The sequence below is a fragment of the Paucilactobacillus oligofermentans DSM 15707 = LMG 22743 genome, assembly GCF_001434315.1.
GTDB lineage: Bacteria > Bacillota > Bacilli > Lactobacillales > Lactobacillaceae > Paucilactobacillus > Paucilactobacillus oligofermentans.
This window is the reverse complement of record NZ_AZFE01000031.1, coordinates 370,450-396,494: the sequence shown is the minus strand read 5'-3', so window position 1 is coordinate 396,494 and position 26,045 is coordinate 370,450. Positions and strand designations below refer to the sequence as shown.

The 26,045-nt window shown below is 34.5% G+C and carries 19 protein-coding genes; 12 read left to right on the top strand and 7 right to left on the bottom strand.

Translation table 11 applies throughout. The annotated features are described in order from the left end of the window. Positions 1 to 4: 4 nt before the first annotated feature. Complete coding sequence (locus FC70_RS05525; RefSeq protein WP_057890001.1) at positions 5 to 1,168, bottom strand: DUF2075 domain-containing protein; 1,164 nt, start codon at positions 1,166 to 1,168, stop codon at positions 5 to 7. A gap of 296 nt (positions 1,169 to 1,464) precedes the next feature. Here FC70_RS05525 and FC70_RS05520 point away from each other — a divergent pair, with 296 nt between their 5' ends. The 3 genes from FC70_RS05520 (at position 1,465) to FC70_RS05510 (ending at position 7,570) form a co-directional block, all read left to right on the top strand. After that, a complete protein-coding gene (locus FC70_RS05520; protein WP_057890000.1) occupies positions 1,465 to 2,886 on the top strand; it encodes an NAD-dependent succinate-semialdehyde dehydrogenase in 1,422 nt (473 codons plus the stop codon). Positions 2,887 to 3,185: 299 nt separating this feature from the next. Next, positions 3,186 to 6,056, top strand: a complete 2,871-nt coding sequence (locus FC70_RS05515) for a sulfatase-like hydrolase/transferase (RefSeq protein WP_162253443.1) — start codon at positions 3,186 to 3,188, stop codon at positions 6,054 to 6,056. A 128-nt stretch (positions 6,057 to 6,184) separates the two neighbouring features. Next, positions 6,185 to 7,570, top strand: coding sequence for a L,D-transpeptidase family protein (locus tag FC70_RS05510; protein WP_057889998.1), 1,386 nt, complete (start codon positions 6,185 to 6,187; stop codon positions 7,568 to 7,570). 29 nt (positions 7,571 to 7,599) lie between these two features. Here FC70_RS05510 and FC70_RS05505 read toward each other — a convergent pair whose 3' ends face one another. After that, complete coding sequence (locus FC70_RS05505) at positions 7,600 to 8,124, bottom strand: methylated-DNA--[protein]-cysteine S-methyltransferase (protein ID WP_057889997.1); 525 nt, start codon at positions 8,122 to 8,124, stop codon at positions 7,600 to 7,602. A 173-nt stretch (positions 8,125 to 8,297) separates the two neighbouring features. Continuing rightward, entirely contained in the window at positions 8,298 to 9,056 is a 759-nt protein-coding gene (locus FC70_RS05500) for an NADP-dependent (R)-specific alcohol dehydrogenase (RefSeq protein ID WP_057889996.1), read from the bottom strand. 239 nt (positions 9,057 to 9,295) lie between these two features. Between FC70_RS05500 and FC70_RS05495 the strand changes: the two genes are divergently transcribed. The 4 genes from FC70_RS05495 to FC70_RS05480 all read left to right on the top strand — a co-directional run bounded on the left by FC70_RS05495 (position 9,296) and on the right by FC70_RS05480 (position 15,327). After that, positions 9,296 to 9,823, top strand: a complete 528-nt coding sequence (locus tag FC70_RS05495; RefSeq protein WP_057889995.1) for a DUF1836 domain-containing protein — start codon at positions 9,296 to 9,298, stop codon at positions 9,821 to 9,823. Between the two features lie 271 nt (positions 9,824 to 10,094). After that, positions 10,095 to 12,698 (top strand): bifunctional acetaldehyde-CoA/alcohol dehydrogenase, encoded by a 2,604-nt coding sequence (gene adhE, locus FC70_RS05490; RefSeq protein ID WP_057889994.1) that lies wholly within the window; start codon positions 10,095 to 10,097, stop codon positions 12,696 to 12,698. A gap of 236 nt (positions 12,699 to 12,934) precedes the next feature. Then, on the top strand, positions 12,935 to 14,545 hold the full coding sequence (locus FC70_RS05485; protein WP_057889993.1) for a xylulokinase: 1,611 nt from the start codon (positions 12,935 to 12,937) through the stop codon (positions 14,543 to 14,545). A gap of 53 nt (positions 14,546 to 14,598) precedes the next feature. Further along, entirely contained in the window at positions 14,599 to 15,327 is a 729-nt protein-coding gene (locus tag FC70_RS05480; RefSeq protein WP_057889992.1) for an L-ribulose-5-phosphate 4-epimerase, read from the top strand. 85 nt (positions 15,328 to 15,412) lie between these two features. On the opposite strand, the gene FC70_RS05475 is transcribed toward FC70_RS05480, so the two are convergent. Together FC70_RS05475 and FC70_RS05470 are read right to left on the bottom strand one after the other, a co-directional pair. After that, complete coding sequence (locus FC70_RS05475) at positions 15,413 to 16,381, bottom strand: aldo/keto reductase family protein (RefSeq protein ID WP_057889991.1); 969 nt, start codon at positions 16,379 to 16,381, stop codon at positions 15,413 to 15,415. A 177-nt stretch (positions 16,382 to 16,558) separates the two neighbouring features. Further along, positions 16,559 to 17,449 (bottom strand): helix-turn-helix domain-containing protein, encoded by an 891-nt coding sequence (locus tag FC70_RS05470; protein ID WP_057889990.1) that lies wholly within the window; start codon positions 17,447 to 17,449, stop codon positions 16,559 to 16,561. Positions 17,450 to 17,702: 253 nt separating this feature from the next. Here FC70_RS05470 and FC70_RS05465 point away from each other — a divergent pair, with 253 nt between their 5' ends. Genes FC70_RS05465 through FC70_RS05450 form a run of 4 tightly spaced genes read left to right on the top strand, consistent with a single transcriptional unit; the run spans position 17,703 to position 23,403 of the window. Continuing rightward, positions 17,703 to 19,754 (top strand): glycoside hydrolase family 31 protein, encoded by a 2,052-nt coding sequence (locus tag FC70_RS05465; RefSeq protein ID WP_057889989.1) that lies wholly within the window; start codon positions 17,703 to 17,705, stop codon positions 19,752 to 19,754. Between the two features lie 41 nt (positions 19,755 to 19,795). Continuing rightward, positions 19,796 to 19,984, top strand: coding sequence for a hypothetical protein (locus FC70_RS05460; protein ID WP_057889988.1), 189 nt, complete (start codon positions 19,796 to 19,798; stop codon positions 19,982 to 19,984). Between the two features lie 23 nt (positions 19,985 to 20,007). Next, positions 20,008 to 21,414 carry an MFS transporter gene (locus tag FC70_RS05455; protein WP_057889987.1) on the top strand — a complete coding sequence of 469 codons (1,407 nt, stop codon included), beginning with the start codon at positions 20,008 to 20,010 and terminating at the stop codon, positions 21,412 to 21,414. Positions 21,415 to 21,441: 27 nt separating this feature from the next. Beyond that, on the top strand, positions 21,442 to 23,403 hold the full coding sequence (locus FC70_RS05450; protein WP_057889986.1) for a glycoside hydrolase family 127 protein: 1,962 nt from the start codon (positions 21,442 to 21,444) through the stop codon (positions 23,401 to 23,403). A 43-nt stretch (positions 23,404 to 23,446) separates the two neighbouring features. Here FC70_RS05450 and scrK read toward each other — a convergent pair whose 3' ends face one another. Beyond that, the gene (gene scrK, locus FC70_RS05445) at positions 23,447 to 24,319 is read right to left on the bottom strand and encodes a fructokinase ScrK (protein WP_057889985.1); all 873 of its coding nucleotides are present in this window, start codon (positions 24,317 to 24,319) and stop codon (positions 23,447 to 23,449) included. A gap of 99 nt (positions 24,320 to 24,418) precedes the next feature. After that, complete coding sequence (locus tag FC70_RS05440) at positions 24,419 to 25,288, bottom strand: helix-turn-helix domain-containing protein (RefSeq protein WP_057889984.1); 870 nt, start codon at positions 25,286 to 25,288, stop codon at positions 24,419 to 24,421. Between the two features lie 199 nt (positions 25,289 to 25,487). On the opposite strand from FC70_RS05440, the gene FC70_RS09490 reads away from it, so the two are divergent. After that, positions 25,488 to 26,045, top strand: a 558-nt coding sequence (locus tag FC70_RS09490; RefSeq protein WP_235804078.1) for an MFS transporter, incomplete at its 3' end; no start/stop codon positions are given.

The window sequence follows — 26,045 nt, the reverse complement described above, 5'->3', positions numbered from 1 at the left end:
TTTTTTATTCAGTAGATAATTCCATCAATCGTTCTCTTAATGCGTCGTCATAAGCAGTTAAATACAAGCCATATTTACCACGCTTCATTAAAACGTTTAAGACATTGGCAATAAATTCTTTGTATTCGGCTTTAGTAAACTGGATATCTTTTCTTTTCTTGAAAATTTCTTTATGTGAATATTTTTCTGGAATAATTGTCATTGTGTCAGTTTTTTTATCATAGCCAAAAGATGGCCCAATAATCATCCCTACATAATTTAGGTCAAATCCTTGTAAAGTATAAATCGTTCCAACTTGAGTGATTGAACCTTCACGTTTAGCCCAATGAGTACGTTGAGGATCCCATTCGTCCCAAGGCAAACTAAAAGTATCCATTTCCACGTTATGTCGACCGTCAATACGTGGAAAGCCTGAGGTTGCAACAACACGGCTCATACCGACTTCTTTATTCCTTGTTTTGATATTTTCAAAAAGGTCTCCAGCGGTATCAAACATTTTAAATTCAAACTGTCCATTTTTAGGAAAGGCAGCTAATGGCTTTTGGGAAGTTAAATTATCCATCCAAGCGACTTGTTCATCACTGGCAACCATTCGATATTGAAAGTTCATATCAAACATTTTGTATGGATGATTACCAATCGTTTTAAATAAAAGTTCCTTATCCCAGTACATTTTAGACTGAAAGACTTGGGCGAAGTCATACACAACCACCACAACTTTGGCTAAATTCATTAAATCAGTTAATTGGTTTTCACCACGGTAATGTGCATATGGTTCGGATTTGGAATAAAGTAAGTGGGCTTCATCAACGAAAATCACATCGAACTTTTTGTGGTTTTTTTGAGCATCGTTAATTAAAGCGGTTGGACGACGAATTGAATTTACATTCATATTGGGGATGGATTCACCAAGGTCTTGATAAGCCTTATATAATTCTGGGTGGTTAACCACTAGAGCAGTTTTGTACTTCTTATCAGTCATGTATTGACGGACTAATTCCATTAATACAACAGATTTTCCGGTTCCGGCAGCGCCTTGAATGATGGCTACCGAATGAGAATCAGTGTTCATTCCTTGTTTAATATAATCATTGATATTGGCAATCATGTTTTTTTGATCATCTGAAAGGTCATCAACAAAAAATTGTGCTTGTAAAATCTTATTCATTTTTAAAACTCCTCGCTTTTTAGCTATCATAGTTATTCTAGCATAATTACAGCTGTAAAACGCGCCAATAAATATCGTTAAATTTACTAATTTTGGGTATGAAACACCCGTATTTAACGTGCAAATTAAAGTATACCAAAGAGTGAAATTTTTGGTATCTATAAATTTATAGGTACTTTTAGTTGACCAAATGAAATTCACAAGCTAAACTATAGTCATTCTGAAACCGCTACCGTGAACGATGATTTCGTTTGTGGGGATTGTGAATATTATTACTTAAATTTAGGAGGAACAAAATGGCTTATAAAACAGTGAATCCATATACCAATGAAGTAGTGAAAGAATATCCAAATGCAACACCAACGGAAATTGAAGAGGCGCTGGATAGTGCTCAAGCCCTATATAAACAGTGGGAACTTGAAGGACCTGAAACGCGTTCTGTACAATTACATGAAGTTGCGGCGTTGCTGCGTGAAAATATTGATAAATTAGCTAAAACAATTACGCAAGACATGGGAAAACTTTTGCGTGAGTCACAAGGTGAAGTTGAATTATGTGCAATGATTGCGGATTACTTTGCGGATCATAGTGCAGACTTATTACAACCAAAAATGATTGAAACAATTGCAACGGGTCAAGCACAAATTAAAAAGCATCCATTAGGTGTGTTATTAATGGTGGAACCATGGAACTTTCCAATGTATCAAATAATGCGTGTTTTTGCACCAAACTTTATGGTCGGAAACCCAATGATTTTAAAACATGCAGCGATTACTCCAGGGTCTGCGGCTGCGTTTGAAAAAATTATTAAAGACTCTTCGTTGCCAGATGCTAGTCTGACCAACCTGTTTTTGAATTATGATCAAGTATCTGATGTGGTTGCCGATCGTCGCGTTCAAGGAGTAGCGCTAACTGGTTCTGAACGTGGTGGACGAAGTGTAGCTCGTGAAGCTGGTGCCAACTTAAAGAAAAATACAATGGAACTTGGTGGTACTGATGCATTCATCGTGTTAGATGATACTGACATTGATACAGTGGCTGATGTGGCATGGAGAACACGCCTTTATAATGCAGGACAAGTATGTACCTCGTCAAAACGATTTATTGTAGCGGATAATCTGTATGATCAATTTTTGGATAAATTACGTGATAATTTTGCCAAAGTAATTCCAGGTGATCCGTTAGATCCAAAAACATCATTAGCACCAATGAACTCTAAAAAAGCAAAAGATAAATTACAACAACAAGTAAATGATGCAATTACCAGTGGTGCAAAATTATTTTATGGTAATGAAGCCATTGATTTACCAGGACAATTTTTCCAGCCAACTATTTTAACGGATATTAAACCGGGTAACCCCGCTTATTCACAAGAAATGTTTGGACCAGTCGCTCAGGTTTACAAGGTTAGTTCAGATCAAGAAGCCATTGATTTAGCTAATGATTCAGATCTTGGCTTGGGAGGCATTGTCTTTAGTGGTGATCCAAAACGTGGTGAAGAAGTAGCGTCGAAGATTGAAACGGGAATGGTTTTTGTTAATAATTTTATGGTGTCACTTCCAGACTTACCATTTGGTGGAGTTAAAAATTCAGGTTATGGTCGTGAAATGTATGAACTTGGCTTGAATGCCTTTGTTAATGAACAATTAATTGTGACTGCTAATCATCCGGATTTAAGTAATTTAGCTGGTGGGTTAGTTGCTACTGATCCAGAGTAATTAAAATACTAGTATCCAGATTAAAGCGTGAACTCGAATGAGCTCACGCTTTTTTTGCTTTTTAAAGTAAGCAAGCCAATCATTTAATAATGTAAAACGAATTATTAAATAAGAACAAATATTGTACTTTGTATCTTTACCCGGCTCTTAAATCTGTTTATACTGGTACTCATATTATTTTAATTGGAGTAGGTAGTTCAAATGAGTAGGATTTGAAACTAACCTAAAGTAAAAGGTGAAAAATGAAACGTCATACCGGGATGCATCAGTGGAACAAAATTGTCATTTTAATAAATTTTTTGGTAGTATTTAGTACTTTAATTGTCACTTTTGGAATGTTTGAACAACAACCTTACATGAAAGGCTTTGTTTTTTGGATAATTTGGATAATTAAAAATTGTGCGGTTATTGGAAGTCTTGGAATCCCAATTTTGTTAGGAATGCACAGTCAGTCATTAAAAGGTAAAAATAAAATTGTAGTAATCATTTTGAGTCTAGTTTGGATCATAATGATGATTGTTAATCTCTTTAGTACACAAATATTTACGACCCAAGGCAGCCTTTACTTAATAAAAAATATTGGTTCCGGATTAGTATCTTATCTAGCACTAATGTTATTTGGACCTATAATTAGTCAATACCTTCGTTCATTAGGATTGGTTAAGTTGAGAAAAATTACGGGTGGAATGGTAATTATCTATTTTGTATCTTATTTAACATTTGGTACAAAATGGATGGGTGTTTTCAATGGGCCAACCATTATTTTATTAATGGGACTATTTTTGATTGGAATTTGGATTAGTGTTGATCCGGTAATTCAGCGATTACGTTATTCCATTTTAGCACCGGGTACGGGAGTATTGTTGCTAATATCAATCGTGGCCTCTTGGATGAATACTAATGTAGTTGCATATGATCCGCATCACGGTTTGACGACAACTGTGCATTATCTTGATGGTATTAGTTTTAATCAACCGTTATTAGTGGCAGTTAGTATTATGATAATGGTACTAGTGCAACGATTATCGAAAAAATCACGTGATCTTAGTCCGGCTTCAACAGGATTATTGGGGATTAATTTTTTATTGATGATGTATCCGCAGGTATTTGCGACCGGATTGTCATTTTTAATTAAGCCGGCCGTCAATTGGAACCCCATAGTGACATTTGGAGTATTGCTAATTTTAACGGTTATTTTTAATAGTCTTATGTTTGCTTTAATTCAATTATTACTTAAATTTGTAAAAGTTAAAAAAGTGGCCAAAACTCAATGGCTAGCATTGTTCAAGAAAGTAACGATTGGACTTTGGCGAACCTGGTTGTTTATCGTTATCGCATGGATAATGACCGTAATTTCAATGTGGCAGCTGTGGGGCTGGAAGTTGAACATGATTCAATGGGTTGTGCTGCATCGAGAGTTAATTATCTTTATTAATGTACTCATGATTTATCTGGTGTTTGCCATTTTAATGTCAATTTTTAATCGGTATTGGTGGGCTTCAATTGCAACTTTAACTAGTTACGCCATCTGGCTATTAGTGAATGTTGTTAAAATTGCTAGTCGAAATGAACCCGTGCTACCCGTTGATACTTCCATGGTGACTTCGTTATCTTCAATTAATGATTTGTTGAAGTTGGTTTCGACAATGGCCATTGGTGGTGCAGTAGCCATTATGATCATCATGATTGTGATTGCTGGATTAGTGCAACATTTTGATGACGTAATCAGATGGGGACGTACTAAACGGATCATTATGTTATTGATATCGGTTGTCTTGTTAGGGTCTTTTTCGGTTGCTAATCATCCTGATACAATTGTAGCTAAAGGACTCAGTGCAGCCAAAGATAAGCCATATTTTTATTCGCAATTACGAGCAGCTAAACTTAACGGAACTGTGTTGCAATTTGCTAATAATATTGATGTAACGGTGATGAAGCAGCCGGTTGGGTACTCTAAAAAAGCAATGCTTGATCTCCAGAAGAAATATCAAGGACAAGCTCAGCAAATTAATAAAACTCGTCAGCACGATGATATGAAAAATCAAACCGTAGTCTTTGCACTGAGTGAAAGTTTTGCTGATCCAGCTGACGTGCCAAATTTAAAAGTCAATGGAGATCCAATTCCATATATTCATGAATTAGAAAAGTCTACAACTTCAGGAAAAATGATTAGTTCTGGCTATGGTGGTGGAACTGCTAATATGGAGTATCAGGCCTTAACTAGTCTATCGATGACTAATTTTTCACCGACATTACCAACTCCATATTCTCAACTTGTACCATATCAAGATCAAACGTTTGCAATTTCGGATATGTTTGATTATCGAGTAGCGATTCATCCATTTACTGCTAATCTTTATAATCGTAAACAAGTTTACAGTAAGCTGGGATTTGATAAGTTCTATCATTTACAAGATGGTGATAAATTAAGCTATACGGCTAAAATTCAAAATAGCCCATATATCTCTGATGCATCTGCTTATTCACAGACGCTTAAAGAAATTACGGATCATTCGGGTAGTCAATTTATCAACTTGGTAACGATGCAAAATCATATGCCATTTGATAATTATTATGAAAAAACCGACTATTCAGTTTCTGGGACCGCATATTTGGATGCTGAACATAAAAAGAATATCGAAAATTATATTCAAGGTATTCATTATACGGATGACGCTTTAAAAGAATTTAATCAACAACTTGATGAAGTTAAAAAGCCCGTTACGGTGGTTTGGTATGGTGATCATTTGCCTGGAATTTATAATGGTGATAGTATGCACCAATATGGTTTGCAACTACATGCAACTGATTATTTAATTTATGGGAATCAAGCTAGTTCAGCTCATAATGTTAAATTAGCTAAGCATCAAGTTGTATCCCCAAATGATTTTGCGGCCATGTTATTGAAACAAATGAGTGTCAAAGTATCGCCATATTATGCATTGCTTACCAAAGTATATGAAGATCTGCCAGCAATGTCGCTTAACCCATTTGATGGTGCTTCTAATAACACTGCTAATGGAAGCTCAATTATGGTTGATGATAATCAACATTTGGTTTCAAAACTTAACAAAAAACAAAAACAATTACTTCATGACTATCAATTAGTTCAATATGATTTGACCGCGGGGAAAGGATATCTTGCCCAGCATGGATTTATGAGCCATTAATTGTTAATAAGTTTATGAGTAATCAAAGTATTAAGACTACAGATGTTAATCTATCTGTAGCCTTTTTCTTTCTTTTAGTTAACATTTATATTATTATTAAGTGCATGTAATTTTAGTGGGGAGTAATAATGAAAAAAAATAGAGCGTTGATGACAATAGGTTTAATTTTGGGCTTATGCATGGTGATTTATATCGGTGGATCGATGTATTATCAGCAGCATTTTTTGCCTAGAACAACGATACTAGGTTCAAAGATTGCTGGTGAAAATGTTGAACAAGCTGATAAATTGCTTAGTCAGAAAATCAAAACTGCTAAATTCACGTTAAAAGAGAATGGTAAAAATGTTGTTATTGAGAAACAAGAAGTAGTTGGCATTCAAAATAAATTTAATGTGACACTTAGGAAAATTATGCGTAGTCAAAATGCATGGGCTTGGCCTGCACATTTGATAGGGGTTACTTCGAGTAAAATACCCAACAGTAAAGCAATGATTAATCAGACGGCTTTACAGCAGTTTGCTAGTTCAACGGTAACTAAGCTAAATGTTAATCGTAAAGCGTCCACAGATGCTAATTTAGCGTTTAAAAACGGTAAGGTAGTTACTACTAAAGAAACTCAAGGTAACCTGATTAGTGAGGATAAATTAGTTGCGGCGATTAAAAAGAGTGTTGATAACAATCAAACGAGTATTAATTTGAAATCAACATATACTAAGCCTGGGTTAATTGAAAGTAGTTCTAAGTTTGGCAAGTTGAAGACGAAAATGAATAAAATTGCTAAGGTTAACGGCGATTTAAAAATTTATAATGATACTAAAGTAGATATCTCATCAACTGAAATTACTGGCTGGGTTAAAGTTGTTGATGGTAACGTTACGTTAGATAAAACTAAGATGGCTGATTATTTAAATAAATTAGATGACCAATATGCAACATATGGATCATCTCGACAGTTTAAATCAACCGCCAGTGGTGTTGTGACGGTTAATGGTGGCCTATATGGGTGGACGATTAATCAATCAGAAGAAATTAAGCAATTAACCACGGATATTATGGCTGGTAAAAATTTTGACCATTGGATTATTACCAAGGGATCTGGTTACAGTAAAGACGGTGGCTCTGATATTGGTGGGACTTATGTTGAAGTTGATATTCAAAATCAACATGAATATTATTATAAAGATGGGGTCTTAGTAATGGATTCAGCAGTTGTTACTGGTGATCCAACGACTGATCATGAAACTCCAACCGGAACGTATAGTATTTGGAGTAAACAACCGGGTGCAACGCTTCGAGGGCAAAATGATAATGGTAGCGACTATGCTACTAAAGTTAATTATTGGATGCCAATTGATGACACAGGTGTCGGATTACATGATTCATCTTGGCAACCAAAATATGGTGGTGATTGGTACATGGGCCATGGTAGTCATGGGTGTGTTAACAATCCACCTGAATTTATTGCAAAATTATATGCTGCAGTTTCGGTCGGAACGCCAGTAGTAGTATTTTAGGATACTAAAAAGGACTATGTGAAGTAAATTCATAGTCCTTTTTGATTGGGAATAAATAAATTATCTAAATTAACGTGTTCATGGGCTAATAACTTAATTTTAGTATTGATTCCAGCAGCATAACCAGTCAGATTACCATTAGCACCCACGACTCGATGACAGGGAATTACAATGGCAATTGGATTGTGACCGACTGCGCCACCAATTGCTTGTGCAGACATGGGTGAATTAGCCATGGATTGTCCGATTTCTTTATATGAAATAGTTTCTCCATAAGGAATTTCCTGTAAAACGTTTAAAACTCGTTTTCTAAAATTGGTGACATTAGGAGACAAAATAAGTTCATCAATAGCTGGTCGTTCACCATTGAAATAATGACTTAGCCAAGATTTAACCACAAGTGAGTATGGATGAATTTCGTCAATGATGGGCATTTCAGTTAGTGAGTCTTGAAAGTATTTCTGGTTTTCAAACCAAATGCCATGCAAGGAATTGTTGTCGCAAACAATTGATAATTTTCCAAATGGTGATTTATAAGTGGATGAATATAGCATGATTACTCCTAACAGATAATTACTTTATCAGCGATAATGTCGTAAGGATAGCATAAAAATATTTTACTAACAATTAATAGATTTTATTAAGATAACATTTTGGAATTAAATAAAATAATCGTTGATTACAAAGTATGCAATCAACGACTATTATAGTTCAGTTTAAAATTTTATTATTGGGCAGTATAACCACCATCAACTACAAACTCGGATCCAGTAGCAAATTTAGATTCATTTGATGCAAGATATACACAAATCCAAGCGATATCATCTGGTTCGCCAATATGACCCATTGGAGTTTTAGAACGGTCAGACATGCCTTCTTCAGCTCCTTCAATGCCATCTACAAGCGGAGTCTTAATATATCCAGGATGTACCGTGTTAACTCGGACATCATAGTCTTTTAATGCAGCATCAACGGCAGCTGATTTAGACATAATTCGAACAGCTCCCTTGGTAGCGTTATATGCACCTAAATTAGGATCACCAATAAATCCTTCGATGGAAGACATATTAATAATAGAAGCACCTAAATTTTTATTCTTCATGCGCTTTATACCTAGACGAGTACCGAAGAAAACTCCATCCAAGTTAACATCCATAATTTTTCGCCATGTTTCGGTACTAGTTTCTTCAATTGAACCTGTTAAGCCAATCCCTGCATTATTAACTAGTGTACTAACTGGGCCAAATGCTTTTTCTGTGGTATCAAATAAATCAACCCAACCAGCTTCATCTGCGGCATCATGTTGAATAAAACGAATTACATCAGTGTTGCCAATCTTTTTTGCGGCATCTTCACCAACATCTGCATGACGACCTGTAATAATAACTTTAGCACCCTCTTCGACGAACCGGTGGGCAATTGCCCAACCAATTCCTAATGTACCACCAGTAATTATCGCAACTTTACCATCTAATCGATTACTCATAATTTAGAACCTCCAGATTTTATTAGTCAGGAAAGATAATATATTGACTCATGTGAACTATAGCACAATCGCTATAAGGTGTCAGTTAATTTTTACATTGTAAAGTAGTGATTTATACTATTAATAGGGTAGATATTTTTTTGAAATAAAAGTTAGCTTAAAAAGCCTAAATTTAAGGTTAACTAGTTTACAAAACTAGATGATTAAGTTAGGATAACTTGTAAGGGATGGTGAAGATAATGGCTGAAATCGAAGAATATGACAAATGGGAAAAGTCACTAGCAACAATTAATTTTCCAATTTGGGATGAACTACCAAAATTAGAACTATATATGGATCAAGTAGTTGCTTATGTTAATTCAATTATTGGTTCTCTAGGATTAGATTTAATTACATCTTCAATGATTAATAATTATGTCAAAAAAAATGTTGTGTTAGCTCCTGTTAAGAAAAAATATCAAGTGATGCATATTGCTGATATCTTAATTATTACGCTTCTGAAATCAACCTATCCGTTGGATGTTATTCGTTCGGGGATGAATCAAGTTACTTCGCACAAGTATCCTAAACAAGCGTATGATCACTTTGTAGAACTACTTAACCAACGATTGTCGACACATGAATTGGATGCAGATGGTGGTAAAACAATTGAAGAAAAATTAATGATTATTGCCGTTGATAGTATTATTACAACATTAAAAGCTCGTGAATTACTGAAGTTGATGGAACGTAATAATCAACCTCAAGAAATTAAGAAAACTAAATAAATTAAATTGAAGGCCTAAAAATTTAGGGCCTTTTTATTTTGTTTTTATCAATGTAAGCGATTACAATTTGTACACTAAATCACAAACTTTTTGATAATTGATTGATTTAATCCATTTTGGTTTGTGAAACGATGAAAACTCACTGTATAGGGAGATGAGCGACGATTGAGAAACTTTGAACAAAGTGCTTTACAAATTTAAAAAACTAAAATATAATGATACTTGTGAATTAAGTAACAATGATTTTTAGATATGACATGGAGGGAATACAATGATTAAAGAACCTAATAGCAAAGAAGTCGATGTAACAAAAATGATCGATGAACTCGTTGCAAAAGGACATGTTGCCCTAGATAAAATGGAAGATTATGATCAAGAAAAAATTGATCATATTGTACATCATATGGCAATGACTGCCTTAGACCAACATATGCATTTAGCCAAAATGGCTTGGCAAGAAACAGGTCGTGGTGTGATGGAAGATAAAGCCATCAAAAATATGTATGCTTCAGAAGAAATCTGGCATTCAATTAAAGACTTACGTACGGTTGGAATTATCAAAGACGATCGGGAACGTCAATTAATTACAGTTGCTGAACCTTTGGGAGTAATTGCTGGGATTACACCAGTTACTAATCCAACATCAACAACCATCTTCAAATCATTGATCGCAGTTAAAACGCGGAATCCAATTATTTTTGCTTTCCATCCACAAGCACAAAATTCAAGTGCTGAAGCAGCTCGTATTTTACGCGACGCAGCCGTTGATGCAGGAGCTCCAAAAGATATTATTCAATGGATTGAAACACCAAGCTTAGAAGCTACTACTGCCATTATTAATCATGATGGAATTGCTAGTATTTTGGCTACTGGTGGCCCAGGCATGGTTAAAGCTGCTTATTCATCTGGTAAACCAGCCTTAGGGGTTGGACCTGGTAATGGACCTGTTTATGTTGAAAAGACAGCACATATTAAACGTGCAGTTAATGATATTTTACTTTCAAAGACTTTTGATAATGGAATGATTTGTGCAACTGAAAATAGTGCTGTAATTGATGATGTGATTTATGACAAATTTATGAAAGAAATGACTGATCATAAAGCAGTTATTATTGATAAAAAAGATCATAAAAAATTATCTGATGCAATGTTTGATGAAAAACGCGGTGGTATTAAAGGACCAATCGCTGGTATGTCAGCAGTCGCAATTGCTAAGTTAGCTGGAATTAAAGTTCCAGATGATACTAAAGTATTATTAACAGAAGTCACTGAAGTTGGTCCACAAGAACCACTTTCACGTGAAAAATTATGTCCAGTACTGTCGGTTTATCATGCTAAAACACAAAAAGAAGCAATTGAAACTTGTGAAGCATTACTTGATTTTGGTGGCTTAGGTCATACGGCAGCCATTCAATCAGAAGACGATGAATTGATTACTAAGTTTGGGGTTAAGGTTAAGGCTAGTCGTGTGATTGTTAATACACCTTCAGCTCTTGGTGGAATTGGTAACTTATACAATGAAATGGTACCTTCATTTACCTTAGGAACTGGTTCATGGGGTAAAAACTCAATTTCTCATAACGTTTCAGCATTTGACCTTATTAACGTTAAGACTATCGCAAAGAGGCGTAATAATATGCAATGGGTTAAACTTCCAAAGGTTTATTTTGAAAAGACATCAGTCCGTTATTTAGAAGATATGCCGGGCGTACAAAAGGTAATGTTAGTTACTGGACCAAGCATGGTTAAATATGGTTATGCTGATATCGTTGTGAACGAATTGAAGCGCCGTCCTAATGGTGACAAGATTCAATATGAAATCTTCTCAGATATCGAACCAGATCCATCGACAGATACAGTTCAACGTGGATTGAACCAAATTCGTGAATTTGAACCTGATACCATTATTGCCCTTGGTGGTGGATCACCACTTGATGCTGCTAAAGGAATGTGGTTATTCTATGAGCATCCAGAAGCTGATTTCTTTGGTGCTAAGCAAAAATTCTTGGATATTCGTAAGCGTACTTACAAATTGGGAACACCTAAGAAGGCTCAATTTGTCGCTATTCCAAGTACTTCAGGTACTGGTTCAGAAGTTACACCATTTGCCGTTATTACTGATAGCAAAACCCATGTTAAGTACCCATTAGCTGATTATGCTTTGACACCTGATGTTGCAATTGTTGATCCTCAATTTGTTGAAACGGTACCAAAGAAAACAATTGCCGAATCTGGATTGGACGTTTTAGCTCATGCTACTGAATCATTTGTTTCAGCATTAGCATCAGACTATACTCGTCCATGGTCATTACAAGCTGCCAAGTTGGTCTTTGACAACCTTGAAGCTTCATACAATGGCGACAAAGAAGCTAAAGCTAATATGCATAATGCTTCAACTCTTGCCGGAATGGCCTTTGGTAATGCTTATCTAGGTATTAACCATGCGATTGCTCATAAGTTGGGTGGAGAATTTGGATTAGCTCATGGTCGTTGTATTGCAATTACGTTCCCACATGTAGTTCGTTATAATGCATCAGAACCTAAGAAAATTAACCCATGGCCTAAGTATGAATACTATCGTGCCAATGATGATTATGCTGCTTTAGCACGTTATTGTGGAATTCAAGGAAGCACGAATGAAGAATTAATTGAAGGATTTATTGCTAAATTTATCAAGTTAGCTCATGCAGTTGATATGCCACTAAGCTTAAAAGCAAATGGCGTTAAGAAAGCTGACTTTGACAAGTGTGTTGATGAAATGGCTGAATTAGCTTATGAAGATCAAACAACCACCGCTAATCCAGTTGAACCATTAATTGCTGATTTGAAACAAATCATGATTGATGAATTTGATGGTAAAAACGTCGAAAAATAATATTTAGTAAGACATGCGATTAAGCATTGTCTAAAAACAGATGATTCGTATTTTGAATCATCTGTTTTTTGATGGACTAAGTTTGTAGCTGAGTAACGATAAAATCCGATTTATACGGTAATATTGCGTATAAATTAGAAAGTGTATTGATTTATACGGACAAATATCATACAATGTAAGCGGATAACATTTTATGTTTCATAGTAAATAACATAATTAAATCGGAGGTTACTTCCATGAATACAGATCAAATTAAAAGTGCTATTGAAAATGGTAAGACGTCACTAGGAATTGAACTAGGGTCAACACGGATTAAAGCAGTACTTGTTGCCGATAACTTTCAAACAGTTGCATCTGGCGATTTTGTTTGGGAAAACGAATTGGATCAAGGAATTTGGACATACTCAATTGAAAAGGTATGGGCTGGAATTCAAACTAGTTATGCTAATTTAGCTACTGAAGCTAAGGACAAGTATGGCATTAATATTGAAAAAATTGGTTCCATCGGAATTAGTGCCATGATGCATGGTTACATGGCGTTTGATGCACAAGGCGAAATTCTTGTACCTTTCCGTACATGGCGTAATAACATCACTGGCCAAGCAGCGAGTGAATTAACAGAATTATTTAACTTTAATATTCCAGAACGTTGGAGTGTTGCTCATTTATATCAAGCTGTTTTGAATAAAGAAGAACACGTAAAGAATATTGATTTCCTTACAACGCTTGATGGTTATGTCCACTATAAATTATCTGGTGAAAAAACGGTTGGAATTGGGGATGCTTCAGGAATCTTCCCAGTTGATGAAGCAACAGATGACTATGACGCAGGTATGATTGAAAAATTCCGTTCATTGCAAAATGTTAAACAATATACATGGGATATTAAAGAAATCTTACCAACAGTTAAAGTTGCTGGTGAAAATGCCGGAACTTTAACTGATGCAGGGGCCGCATTACTTGATCCTAGTGGACAACTTCAAGGTGGCGCTGCAATGGCACCTTCAGAAGGTGATGCTGGAACTGGTATGGTTGCCACTAATGCTGTCCGTAAGCGTACCGGTAACATCTCTGCTGGAACATCAGCCTTTTCAATGGTTGTTTTAGATGAACCATTGAAGAAAGTTCATCGTGATATTGATATGGTTACCACACCAGATGGTGCACCAGTTGCCATGGTTCATACTAATAATAGTTCATCAGACATTAATGCCTGGACAAGTTTATTTTCAGAGTTTGCTAAAATCATTGGTGCTCCACAAAAACCAAATGATTTGTATGAAGCATTATTTGATAACTCATTAAAGGGTGATCAAGATGGTGGTGGTTTAGTTAACTTTGCCTATCTTTCAGGTGAAAACGTTACTAAGATGCCAGAAGGGCGTCCACTATTTGTTCGTAAACCAGATTCAAACTTTAATTTAGCCAACTTCTTTAAAGTTCAATTGTATTCAGCGTTTGCACCATTAAAGATTGGGATGGATATTTTACTTCGCGAAGAACATATTAAGACTGACGTTTTGATTGCTCAAGGTGGAATATTTAAGACGCCAGTTGTCGCTCAACAAGTACTTGCAGATGCATTAGATACACCAATTACCGTTATGAGTAATGCTGGCGAAGGTGGACCATGGGGTATGGCCGTGTTAGCATTGTACGCTAATAGTCATAAAGATGGTCAATCACTTGCAGATTATCTTGATGAAGAAGTATTTAGTTCACAAGAAAGCTCAACGCTTGAACCAGAACCTATCAGTGTTCGTGGTTATGAAAAGTTCATTGATAACTATAAAGCTACTCTTCCAGTTGAAGGAAAAGCCGTTGAAACAATGAAAATTAGCAAATAATTTTTATTTGAACTATACTAACAATGAAAATTAGTGACAAAGGAGATTTTATAATGCTCGAAGATTTAAAACAAAAAGTTTATGATGCTAATATGCTATTACCTAAGCTAGATTTAGTAACATTTACCTGGGGAAATGTCTCGCAAATTGACCGTGAATTAGGTTTGTTTGTAATTAAACCATCAGGTGTCGATTACGATAAGTTACGTCCAGAAGATATGGTAGTTGTTAATTTAAAGGGTGAAGTTGTTGAGGGAGATATGAATCCATCAAGTGACACACCAACACATATGTATTTATATAACCATTTTCCAAATATCGGTGGGGTTGTTCATACGCATTCACCATGGGCAGTTTCATTTGCTCAAGCTAAAAAAGATGTTCAAGCATTTGGCACAACACATGCAGATACATTCTACGGGGATGTTCCAGCCGCTGATGCCTTAACACAAGGTGAAATCGAAGGCGAATATGAATTAAATACGGGTGAAGTTATTGTTCGTACCTTTATGGAACGTGGCATTGATCCTGATGCAGTACCAGCTGTTTTAGTTAGTCAACATGGACCATTTACATGGGGAAAAGATGCGCATGATGCAGTTCATAATGCAAAAGTTTTGGAAGTTGTTGCTGAAATGAATTATCACACTTCAATGCTGAATCCACATACAGATAACCACGTACCACAATATCTATTAGATAAGCACTATTATCGTAAACATGGTGCCAATGCTTATTATGGTCAAAATAATGCAAAATCTAAGGATCATGCAAAACACTAAAATTATTCGATAAATATAAAAACACGATTACCAGTTATAGGTAATCGTGTTTTTGCTTTAATATTAAATTAAATATTTTGGTTAATTAACCAATTTGTCGATTGAATTTTTCAAATTGGAATAATGAGTCAATTTCCGTAAACATTTCTTGAGGAATATTCAAGTTAATCGCAGCTAAGTTAGTTTCTAGTTGAGATTTTTTTGAGGCACCTGTGATTAAACTAGAAATTTCTGGTCTTCTAAGCGCCCAAGCAAGTGCAAAGACAGATAGAGTAGTATTCAATCTGGATGCCATCTTAATGAGTTGTTCAACCTTTTCTAAATTGCTTTGCGTTAATAAAGCTTGGATTTGGTCTTGATAGGTTGCTCGTGATCCAGCTGGAATTTCTTGATTAAGACGGTACTTACCTGTCAATAGTCCTTGAGATAGTGGCGAGAAAGGAACAATTCCAATGCCAAACTTTGAACAAACATCCATAAGTTCATGCTCAATATAACGGTCAAACATGTTGTATTGGGGTTGGACAACAGAAATTCGATGTAAATGATTTTTTTGAATAATCATCTCAGCTTCCAATATCTGAACTGGAGTCCATTCACTAACACCGTAATATAATATTTTTCCGGTATCAACTAAATCACTCATCGCCTGCAATGTTTCTTCTAGAGGTGTGTCAAAATCGAAACGGTGGCAAAAATACATATCAAGATAGTTAGTTTTAAGATTAGTTAGACTTTTATTAATTTGTTCAAAAATATGCTTTCGAGATAGTCCTTTATCATTCGGACCTTTGCCAACAGGAAAGTAAACTTTACTAGACATTACTAACTCTTCACGAGGAAACTGCTTGAGTACATTGCCTAGAAATTTTTCTGCTGCACCATTACTGTATACATCAGCACAATCAAAAAAGTTTATGCCGTTATTATATGCAAGCTTGATTGTTTCCTCTGCCTTTGCCATTTTTGCAGAATCATCTAGCTGTGTCATCCAGCTACCAATAGCAATTGCACTAACTTTTAATCCTGAATTACCTAAATTTCTATATTTCATTTGATATCCTCCTAATTAATTGTGTTAACTATAAAACATTTTGCACAAAATATAACAATCATTTACTAAAAACGTGTATCTGTCTTGATTAATATTATCGGAAATTCAAGTTGAAGTTAATTTACCATAGGTATCAGATACATTACCAACAAGACTTGAGTACCAATTTGTTAGTGATTAAGAATTGTCAGGGATTGGAATTGTTGGGTCAACTTCAACGTTATTAAGATAAGTTTTGGCATATGAATTTCGATAATGCGTTGGCGTGATGAATGTAATTTGTTTAAAAACTCTAAGAAAGTATTTTTCATTATTAAAACTTAGTTCGTAAGCAATCTCTTTAATTGATAAATCTGTTGTTAGTAATAGTTCTTCAGCTTGTTTTGCTTTTACTAAATTAATAAAGTGTACGGTAGTCATTTGCTCATTTTCCTGAAATAATTTAGTTAAATAGACTGGGGTCATATGAAATTCTTTAGCAATTTTTTTTACATTTATTTTTTCATGACTATGAATTCGAATCCAATTTTTAATCATTTCAAAACGCATGGAATTTTTGGAATGGTTGGTAACCGATTTGCAATATTGATTGGAAATTTCAATTAAAATACTAGACATATAGTAGTTAGATGCTAATAGAACCGGTTGTTCTTCATTGGCGCTATCAAGTAATTCACGTACTAAGATTGCAATACGTTCAAAATTTATAATATTAAATAAAAATGGAATTTTGACTTCATAGTGGTTGGTATCGAGAGTGGAAGCGTATGAACTAGTTACTTCTCCGTTTGGAAAAAAGTGCATCCAATAATAAATACTGCCATTTGTAGATTCTTTGAACCCAAAGTGGCGAACATGTGGAGGTATAAGTAAACAGTCATTTTTATTTAGTGTAATTTGTTCGCTACCAACCTGAATATATATGTCGCCCTCAACTACTATTATAATTTCGTAGTCACCCTCATCAAAAATTATATCTTTATGCTTCCAACCAGGTTGAGCAATAAACTGTCCTACTTTATAAAACTGCAGTGGTTGAGTTAATAAAAATTTGTATACTTTATTCATATAAAAGTGCACCTCCTGTTTTGATTTGTGTACCATTGTCTAAATTTTATTAGTTTTAAGGTGAAAAGTAAAGCGCTATCATAATATATGTAAACGTTTACTTTGTCGGAAATTTAACTTCAATAACTGTACTGTTACTACTGAACGAGTTATTAATTTATCGAAAAATATAATGTAAATATTTTTTGGTTAATTATTTTTTTATGTTGATTTTGTATACCTAATAAATTTCAAAGTTAAGGAGACCTAAATTATGATTTATGAAAATAATAATTGTCTTTATTTAAGAAATGGAAATGAATTACTAGAGGTTAGACCTTGGGGAGATAATAGTTTTCGAGTTCGGAGTACAAAGTATCCCAAATTTACTGGACGTGATAATGCATTGACTGAGAATGTATCCGATACAACAGCACAGGTTGTTGTTAATGAACAAAACCATACTGGTGAAATTACGAATGGTAATTTAATAGCAAAAATTGATGTCTATAAGAATTTAAGTTTTTATAAGTCAAATGGTGATTTATTGCTACAAGGATTTCAGCGTAATCGAATTGACGATATGTCAGCTGGCGTTGATACAGAAAAGGTTAATCACTTCAATAGTGCTTTAAACATTGATTCAAGAGAATTTAAACCAATTCCGGGTGGTGATTTTGAACTTAAAGTTCGATTTGAAGCTCAACAAGATGAAAAATTATTCGGAATGGGACAATATCAACAGGACTTTCTTGATTTAAAAAATTCTAGATTAGAATTGGCGCATCGTAATTCACAAGCAAGTGTACCATTTTTAATATCTAACAAGGGATATGGTATGTTGTGGAACAATCCAGCGATTGGGGATGTTGACTTTGCAAAGAATGTTACCGAATGGCATGCATTATCGACTAAGGAAATGGACTATTGGATAACATGTGGTGATAAGCCAAGTGATATTGAAGAGCAATATGCAAATGTTGCCGGAAAAGTTCCGATGATGCCAGATTATGCAATGGGATATTGGCAGTGCAAATTACGGTATCGAACACAAGATGAGTTATTGAAAGTAGCGCGAGAATTTAAAGCTCGTGATCTTCCTATTAGTGTGATTGTTATTGATTATTTTCATTGGCCAAAGTCAGGTGAATATACATTTGACAAAGAATATTGGCCAAATCCCCAAGAAATGATTGATGAACTTCACGATATGGGAATCAGACTCATGGTTTCGGTTTGGCCAACAGTTGATGAAGATAGTTCGCATTATAAAGAGATGCAAGAAAAGGGATACTTGGTACAAACAGAGCGTGGAGCTCCTATTACCATGAACTTTTTAGGCAATAATGGATTCGTAGATTTTACCAATCCAAATGCACAGAACTATTTGTGGAAATTACTAAAGAAGAATTATTCGGATCAAGGTGTGGATCTATTTTGGCTTGATGAAGCAGAACCTGAATATACTGTCTATGATTTTGATAATTATAGATATTATGAAGGAAGTAATTTACAAATTGGAAATACTTATCCAGTTGGCTATTCTAAATCGATTTATGATGGTCAAAAAAGTGAGGGAAAGACTCAAATTATCAATCTTGTTCGTTGTGCTTGGGCAGGAAGCCAGAAGTATGGTGCTCTAGTTTGGTCAGGCGATATAGACTCGAGTTTTCAATCGTTACGTAATCAATTGGCTATTGGGTTGAACATGGGGATTGCAGGTATACCATGGTGGACCACTGATATCGGAGGCTTTCATGGCGGTGTAGATGATGATGAAAGCTTCAGAGAACTAGTAACACGCTGGTTTGAGTTTGCTACTTTTTGTCCGGTTATGAGAATGCATGGTGACCGTGAACCGCACACACAGCCATTAAGCAACGTTGGTGGAGGAAAGATGCCATCAGGTGGCGAAACAGAGCCTTGGGCATATGGTGAACAAGTTTATCAAATAATGAAAAAGTATATGCAATTACGTGAAAATCTTCAAGATTACATTAAAGTTCAAATGGGAAATGCCCACGAAAAAGGAACGCCTGTTATCAGACCAATGTTTTATGATTTCAATCAAGATAAAAATGCATGGAATGTTGAAGATCAATTTATGTTTGGTGATTCAATTTTAGTTGCTCCGGTTTTACATGAAGCAGAATCTAGTCGTTCAGTTTACTTACCATCAGGATCGTCTTGGATTGATGTTAATAGGGAAACTGAATTTAATGGCGGACAAACAATTAACGTAGAAACACCTCTGGAACAAATTCCACTATACATTCGAAAAGACGCAAAAGTTAGTTTAAAACAAGCATTTGATGTATTAAAGTAAAAAAATTGTAACAGATAATTGTAACTAGAGGAGATTTTGATATGAAAATTTTATCAACAAGATTTGCTGGACAGTCAATCATTTCATGGTGTCTACAATTAGTCTTCATTTATTTAGCGTGGAGGGTTGTTGATCATCGAATTCCAAATGACACGTCAACCATTGTTGGAGCAGCAGTGTTAATGCTACTTATCTATTTGAGTTTGTCTAGAGATAGTAAAAATAAATAATATATTAATTGGAGGATTTTATTATGGCTTCAAATTTTGATAGTACTGATCATAATGTAAAAACAGCACAGGCATTATTAGCAGAAGATCATCTTCCTTTTCACAGAAAAATAACATATGGCTTTACAGATATGGCAGGAAATTTATTGTACTGTATCGTTGGTTCTTATATGCTTTACTTTTTTACTAATGTATTCGGATTGAGTGTTGGAACTGCTGGTTCACTACTGTTGTTAGGACGTGTAATTGATGCATTTGGTGCTCCAATCATGGGAGTTTTAGTCGATCATACACACAGTAAATATGGAAAGAGTCGCCCATGGTTCCTTTGGATGTCACTTCCATTCGCAATTTTTATTTGGTTACTATTTACAACACCTTCATTTGGGATGACAGGTAAAATTATTTGGGCCGGAGCAATGTATATCTTTGCCGAATTAACCTATACTGCGATGTCCACGCCTATCACTTCAGTGCTTCCCAATTTAACTTCAGATTCTGACGATCGAATGTCAGCTAACTCGATTCGTTTGGTTTTAGGAAACGTTGGAAATTTTCTTGCCGTAACGTTTGTTATTCCTTTAGCCGGAGTACTTGGTGGCGGTAATGATCAAAAGGGATGGTCTTTGGCAGTTGGAATTTATAGTATTGTTGGCTTTATCTTGTTGATTATTGGTTTTTTGGATATGCGAGAAAAGAATATTGAACAAGAAGAAATTATCACCATTAAAGAAAGTTTTAAGGCAGCTAAAGGAAATTGGCCTTGGTTAATAATTGTAGGTGCTAATTTAATTTTGTGGACTGCATATTCTGCTCGTAATGCCGCACTACCATATTATTTCCAATATAATTTGGATGATAAAGGTTTAATTTCATTTTTTAATGGATTCTCAATTATCCAAATTGTTGGTATGGCAAGTGTTCCATTTTTTGCAAAGTTTTTACACAAATGGGGCACAACTGTTTTGACATTGGCCATAACTATGGTTGGACAAGTGATTATCGGTATTGCTGGAGATAATATTACTTTGGCACTTGCTGGTTGGATTTTAGCATGTATCGGTTCAGGATCAGCTATGACGATGTTCTTTGGTATGGTTGGTGACACAGTGGATTTTGGTGAATGGAAAAATGGAATTCGTGCTAATGGATTTTTAACTGCTATGGGGGCATCGTTCTGCATCCAAATGGGTTCAGGAATCGGTTCGTTCTTTGCGGCTAAAATAATGGCAGCGTTTGGATTCTCAGCGGCAAAAGCTGTGCAAAGTACAGGTAGCTTAAATGCAATCAGTTTTACGTTCATTTGGTTACCCGTTATCATTTATACATTTAGCTTAATTTTGATGATTATTTATCGAAAATGGGAAAAACATGAACCTATCGTGAACGAAGAACTAGCGGAACGTCACGCTGCAGCAGAATCAAGATAATAAAAAATTAAGTAGGTGATTAGCGATATGAGCTATCAATTAAAAAAGAATATGAAAGTACAAATCACTTCAGATTTTTGGAAAAGATATCGAGAACTAGTTGTAAATGAAGTGTTACCATATCAGTGGTCAGTAATGAATGATGAAGCAGACATTAAAATAGCACATGAACCAGGTGGTAATGCACAAGATTCAAAAAATAGTCATGCTATTGAAAATTTAAAAATAGCTGCTGGAATAAAAAAAGGAAACCACTTTGGCTATCCATTTCAAGATACTGATGTATATAAGTGGTTAGAGGCAGCTGCATATAGTTTTTCATACCACCCTAATGATGATTTAAAAAAGATAACAGACAATTTAATTGATTTAATTGCAGATGCGCAAGATAATGATGGTTATTTATCAACATTTTTCCAGATTGATGCGCCAGAGCGTAAATTTAAACGATTACAACAGTCACATGAGCTCTATACAATGGGACATTATATAGAAGCGGGTGTTGCGTATTACCAAGCAACAGGTAATCAAAAATCGATAGATATTGCCATCAAAATGGCAGATTGTATTGATCATAACTTTGGAATTGATGAAGGTCAAATTAATGGATATGATGGGCATCCTGAAATTGAATTAGCTTTAACAAGATTATATGAACAAACTGAAAATGAAAAATATTTAAAGTTAGCACACTATTTTTTAAATCAGCGTGGAAAGAATCCAGAATTTTTTGAACAACAAAATATAGTAGATGGTATTGAAAATGATTTGATTGATGGTATGAAATATTTTGAGCCTAAATATTATCAATCTGCTGAACCGATTATTGATCAAAAAACAGCAGATGGGCATGCAGTCCGCGTAGTTTACCTATGTGCAGGAATGGCTAACGTTGCTAGAATGTTGAATGATATGGAACTTCTAGAAGCATGTCATCGATTTTGGAATGATATTGTTCAAAAAAGAATGTATATTACAGGTGGAATCGGTTCAACTAATATTGGAGAAGCATTTACCTATGACTATGATTTACCTAACGATACTATGTATGGTGAAACTTGCGCTTCAGTTGGAATGGCATTTTTTGCACAGAATATGAAGGATATTGAGTTTAAGGGCGAGTATGGGGATGTTCTGGAAAAGGAATTATTTAATGGAACATTAAGTGGTATGTCATTAGATGGAAAACACTTCTTTTATGTTAATCCATTGGAGGCAGATCCAGATATTACAAAGAACAATCCTTCTCGTAGTCATGCAATTACGCAAAGAGCGGATTGGTTTGGTTGTGCGTGTTGTCCAAGCAATGTTGCAAGATTAATTGCGTCTGTAGATAAATATATCTATAACGTAAAGGATAATACGATTTTATCGGATCAGTTTATTGCTAATAAAACTATTTTTAACCAAGGTATTAAGATAGAACAGTCAAATAACTTTCCTTGGACAGGTGATATTAACTATAAAGTTGAAAATGAGAAAAATATTGATTTTAAATTTGGAATCAGAATTCCAGGTTGGTCGCAAGATAAATTTACGCTTAATGTAAATGGTGTTGAAAATAAAAATTTGGTTGATGGAATTGTATATGTTGACATAACAGATATAAATACTAAGATTGAATTAAAATTGAACATGGACGTTAAGTTAATGCAAGCTAATCCATTAGTTAAATACGATTTTGGAAAAGTAAGTGTTCAAAAAGGACCAGTAGTATTTTGTACAGAAGAAACTGATAATGAGTCACCTATTTGGACATATCAGCTAAATACTAGTGGAAGTATAACGTCTCAATTTGAACGTAAATTACTTGGTGGTGTAGAAACTATTACTGCAACTGCAATTAAAAATCCAATTAGTGATACAACGTTGTATCGTGAATATAATAAAATTAAAGGTGTGGAAACAGAGCTAAAATTTATTCCATATTATGCGTGGGCCAATCGGGAGAATGGTCAAATGCAGGTTTGGCAAAATATAAGTAATTAAGCACTAAAAAGGATGACATATTTATGTCATCCTTTTTAAGTTGCTATTCATTTAACTTTTTTAATGCAAGTGCAAAATTTCCAATAGTTGCTGATCCGTTATCATTTATTGATGGAGAAGTAATATATTCGTTGATATTTGGGACTGGAATATAGCCATTTAAAATATCAATAAATTGGTTTCTTATTTTAATTAGAAAATCTTCATTAGTAACTCCACCACCAATTACAATTTTTCCTGGTCGACACATTAAGGTTGTTTGAACTAATGCTTGAGCAACGTAATAGGCCATAATGTTCCATACTGGGTGGTTATGGGGAATATCTTTTCCTTTTTTTCCTAGTCTAGCTTCAAATGTAGGACCAGATACTAATCCTTCAAGACAATCAGAATGATAGGGACAAACTCCTTCAAAATCAAGATCATCTGGGTGCCGTTTTACAGATACATGCCCCATTTCTGGATGCCCAATATCGCCAATGAATTTACCATCAGAAATGATACCGGCACCTACACCGGTACCAACAGTGTAATAAACAAGCGAATTAATATTGGCATTAGACAACCGAGACATTACAAATTCTCCGTAAGCGGAGCCGTTAACATCAGTCGTCCAAAAAGTTGGAACGTCAATTTCTTTTTTTAAGTATCCTAAAAAATCAATGTTTCGCCAATCTAACTTGGGTGATGTAGTAATAAACCCATATTTATTAGAATTATGTCGTAGTTCTAATGGTCCAAAAGATGCAATTCCAAGTGCTTTAATATCGAATCTTTTAAAATATTCAATTACCTTATCTAAAGTTTCTTCAGGTTTTCCTGTTGGGATGTAAGTAACATCTTGAATCTGATAATTATCGTTACCAATAGCACAAACAAATTTTGTGCCACCTGCTTCAATACTTCCAATAAGCATGTTAGATCCTCCAAATTTAATTTGAAATTAACACACTATAACTGCATAATACGACGCTGCATTCGTATTATAATTGTAACCGTTTTAATATGCACAATATTAAAGTTCTTGGTTCTGGTTGTCAAGTGAATTAATAAAAGGTGTTGAATACATATTCCTAAATTTTGTTGGTGTTAGGCTAGTTTCTTGTTTAAATAGTCGCATAAAATATTTAATGTTTTGAAAGTTTAGATAAAGAGCAATTTGCTTAATTGATAGGTTTGTTGTTATCAATAAGTCTTTTGCTTTGGATATTTTCATCTGATTAATGAATTTTATAGTGGAAACATTTTGATATTTATTAAATAAGTGGGTTAAGTATTCTGGAGTAATATCGAATTTATCTGCAATATCTGTAACATTTAATGAATCTTCAATATGAGTGGTAATCCAATTTAGAATCCAATCAAATTTTGCAGGGACCGGTTTTTGTTGATTATCACTTATAACTTGAATGAATTGTGTACTAACTGTCACAAGTAAATTTGAAATTAAATAATTGATATTCAATTCAAGCTGATTTTTTTGATTCTTAGTTGAAAAAATATTTTTTAAAATTCCATTAATACTATCTTTGTTAGTTATTTTTCCTATTTGTGGAATAGTCATTCCATACCTACTTTTTTCGTTTAAAAATGGAGAAAATGATGTAATAATATTATTTTCACTATTAAAAGAAATAATTTGGCAAGTAAAATCTTTATCAATATTAGATATCTTAATTTCATAATCTTTTGGAAGTAGTAACCAATTCATATTATTTAAGTGTTCAGTGGTTTCGTTAATTAATAAAGATAAGTTACCTTGATCGATAAATAATATAGATAAGGGTTCTGTTGTTTGCTGAATCCATAATCTAAATTCATCATTTGTGTACCGATGAAAAGTACTGAATTCTAGAGGTTTATCTAAATTAAGTCTAAAAAACATAATTTTCTCCCACTACAGCATATTTGATTTGTATACCTATTAGCTCATTTTAGTGGTTTATTTATTTTTTGCAAGCGTTTACAATTATTTTGAATCAAATACATGTATTGTTTCAATCGAGTGACACGTATTGCTGCTAATGACAATCGTTTTAACATTTTAGATTATTTTATTTAAAAATAATGAGGTGGAAAATTTCATGGAAAATAAAGTAGGGAATAAGACATCATATTTGAAACAAAAAGTTGGTTTTCTTGAAAAGTTTAGTTATGCGCAACTTGATTTCGCAGGTCAATTGGTAGCGCAAGTGGTTAATGCATATTTATTATATTTTTTTACAGATGTTGCGTTAATTCCCACCGCAATTGCGGGAACTATTCTTTTAATAGCTCGAGTTGTTGATGCTGTTGCTGCACCGGTTTGGGGTACGTTAATTGATATGACGGATTCTAAGTGGGGAAAAGCGAGACCGTATTTTCTTTGGCTGGCTTTCCCATATGCCGCCGCAGGCGTGCTACTCTTCTGGGCACCAGCATTAAGTATGACTGGTAAAATTTGGTATTGTGGCATTGTATATATTATTTATGGAATACTTTATTTAGGCATAAACGCACCAATTACAACGATGTTGCCTTTATTAACTTCTAATCCAGATGAACGAATTACACTTAATTCATGGAGATTAGTTGGTTCTAATTTAGGTAGTTTTATGGTTAACCTCTTGGTATTACCATTAGTTGCATTCTTTGGATCAGGA

Coding starts and splice junctions, on each gene's coding strand:
- FC70_RS05520 (WP_057890000.1), top strand. CDS start 1,465: ATGGCTTATAAAACAGTGAATCCATATACCAATGAAGTAGTGAAAGAA.
- FC70_RS05460 (WP_057889988.1), top strand. CDS start 19,796: ATGAAAATTTTATCAACAAGATTTGCTGGACAGTCAATCATTTCATGG.
- FC70_RS05485 (WP_057889993.1), top strand. CDS start 12,935: ATGAATACAGATCAAATTAAAAGTGCTATTGAAAATGGTAAGACGTCA.
- adhE (WP_057889994.1), top strand. CDS start 10,095: ATGATTAAAGAACCTAATAGCAAAGAAGTCGATGTAACAAAAATGATC.
- FC70_RS05510 (WP_057889998.1), top strand. CDS start 6,185: ATGAAAAAAAATAGAGCGTTGATGACAATAGGTTTAATTTTGGGCTTA.
- FC70_RS05470 (WP_057889990.1), bottom strand. CDS start 17,449: ATGAATAAAGTATACAAATTTTTATTAACTCAACCACTGCAGTTTTAT.
- FC70_RS05480 (WP_057889992.1), top strand. CDS start 14,599: ATGCTCGAAGATTTAAAACAAAAAGTTTATGATGCTAATATGCTATTA.
- scrK (WP_057889985.1), bottom strand. CDS start 24,319: ATGCTTATTGGAAGTATTGAAGCAGGTGGCACAAAATTTGTTTGTGCT.
- FC70_RS05475 (WP_057889991.1), bottom strand. CDS start 16,381: ATGAAATATAGAAATTTAGGTAATTCAGGATTAAAAGTTAGTGCAATT.
- FC70_RS05440 (WP_057889984.1), bottom strand. CDS start 25,288: ATGTTTTTTAGACTTAATTTAGATAAACCTCTAGAATTCAGTACTTTT.
- FC70_RS05465 (WP_057889989.1), top strand. CDS start 17,703: ATGATTTATGAAAATAATAATTGTCTTTATTTAAGAAATGGAAATGAA.
- FC70_RS05505 (WP_057889997.1), bottom strand. CDS start 8,124: ATGCTATATTCATCCACTTATAAATCACCATTTGGAAAATTATCAATT.
- FC70_RS05525 (WP_057890001.1), bottom strand. CDS start 1,168: ATGAATAAGATTTTACAAGCACAATTTTTTGTTGATGACCTTTCAGAT.
- FC70_RS05455 (WP_057889987.1), top strand. CDS start 20,008: ATGGCTTCAAATTTTGATAGTACTGATCATAATGTAAAAACAGCACAG.
- FC70_RS05495 (WP_057889995.1), top strand. CDS start 9,296: ATGGCTGAAATCGAAGAATATGACAAATGGGAAAAGTCACTAGCAACA.
- FC70_RS05450 (WP_057889986.1), top strand. CDS start 21,442: ATGAGCTATCAATTAAAAAAGAATATGAAAGTACAAATCACTTCAGAT.
- FC70_RS05500 (WP_057889996.1), bottom strand. CDS start 9,056: ATGAGTAATCGATTAGATGGTAAAGTTGCGATAATTACTGGTGGTACA.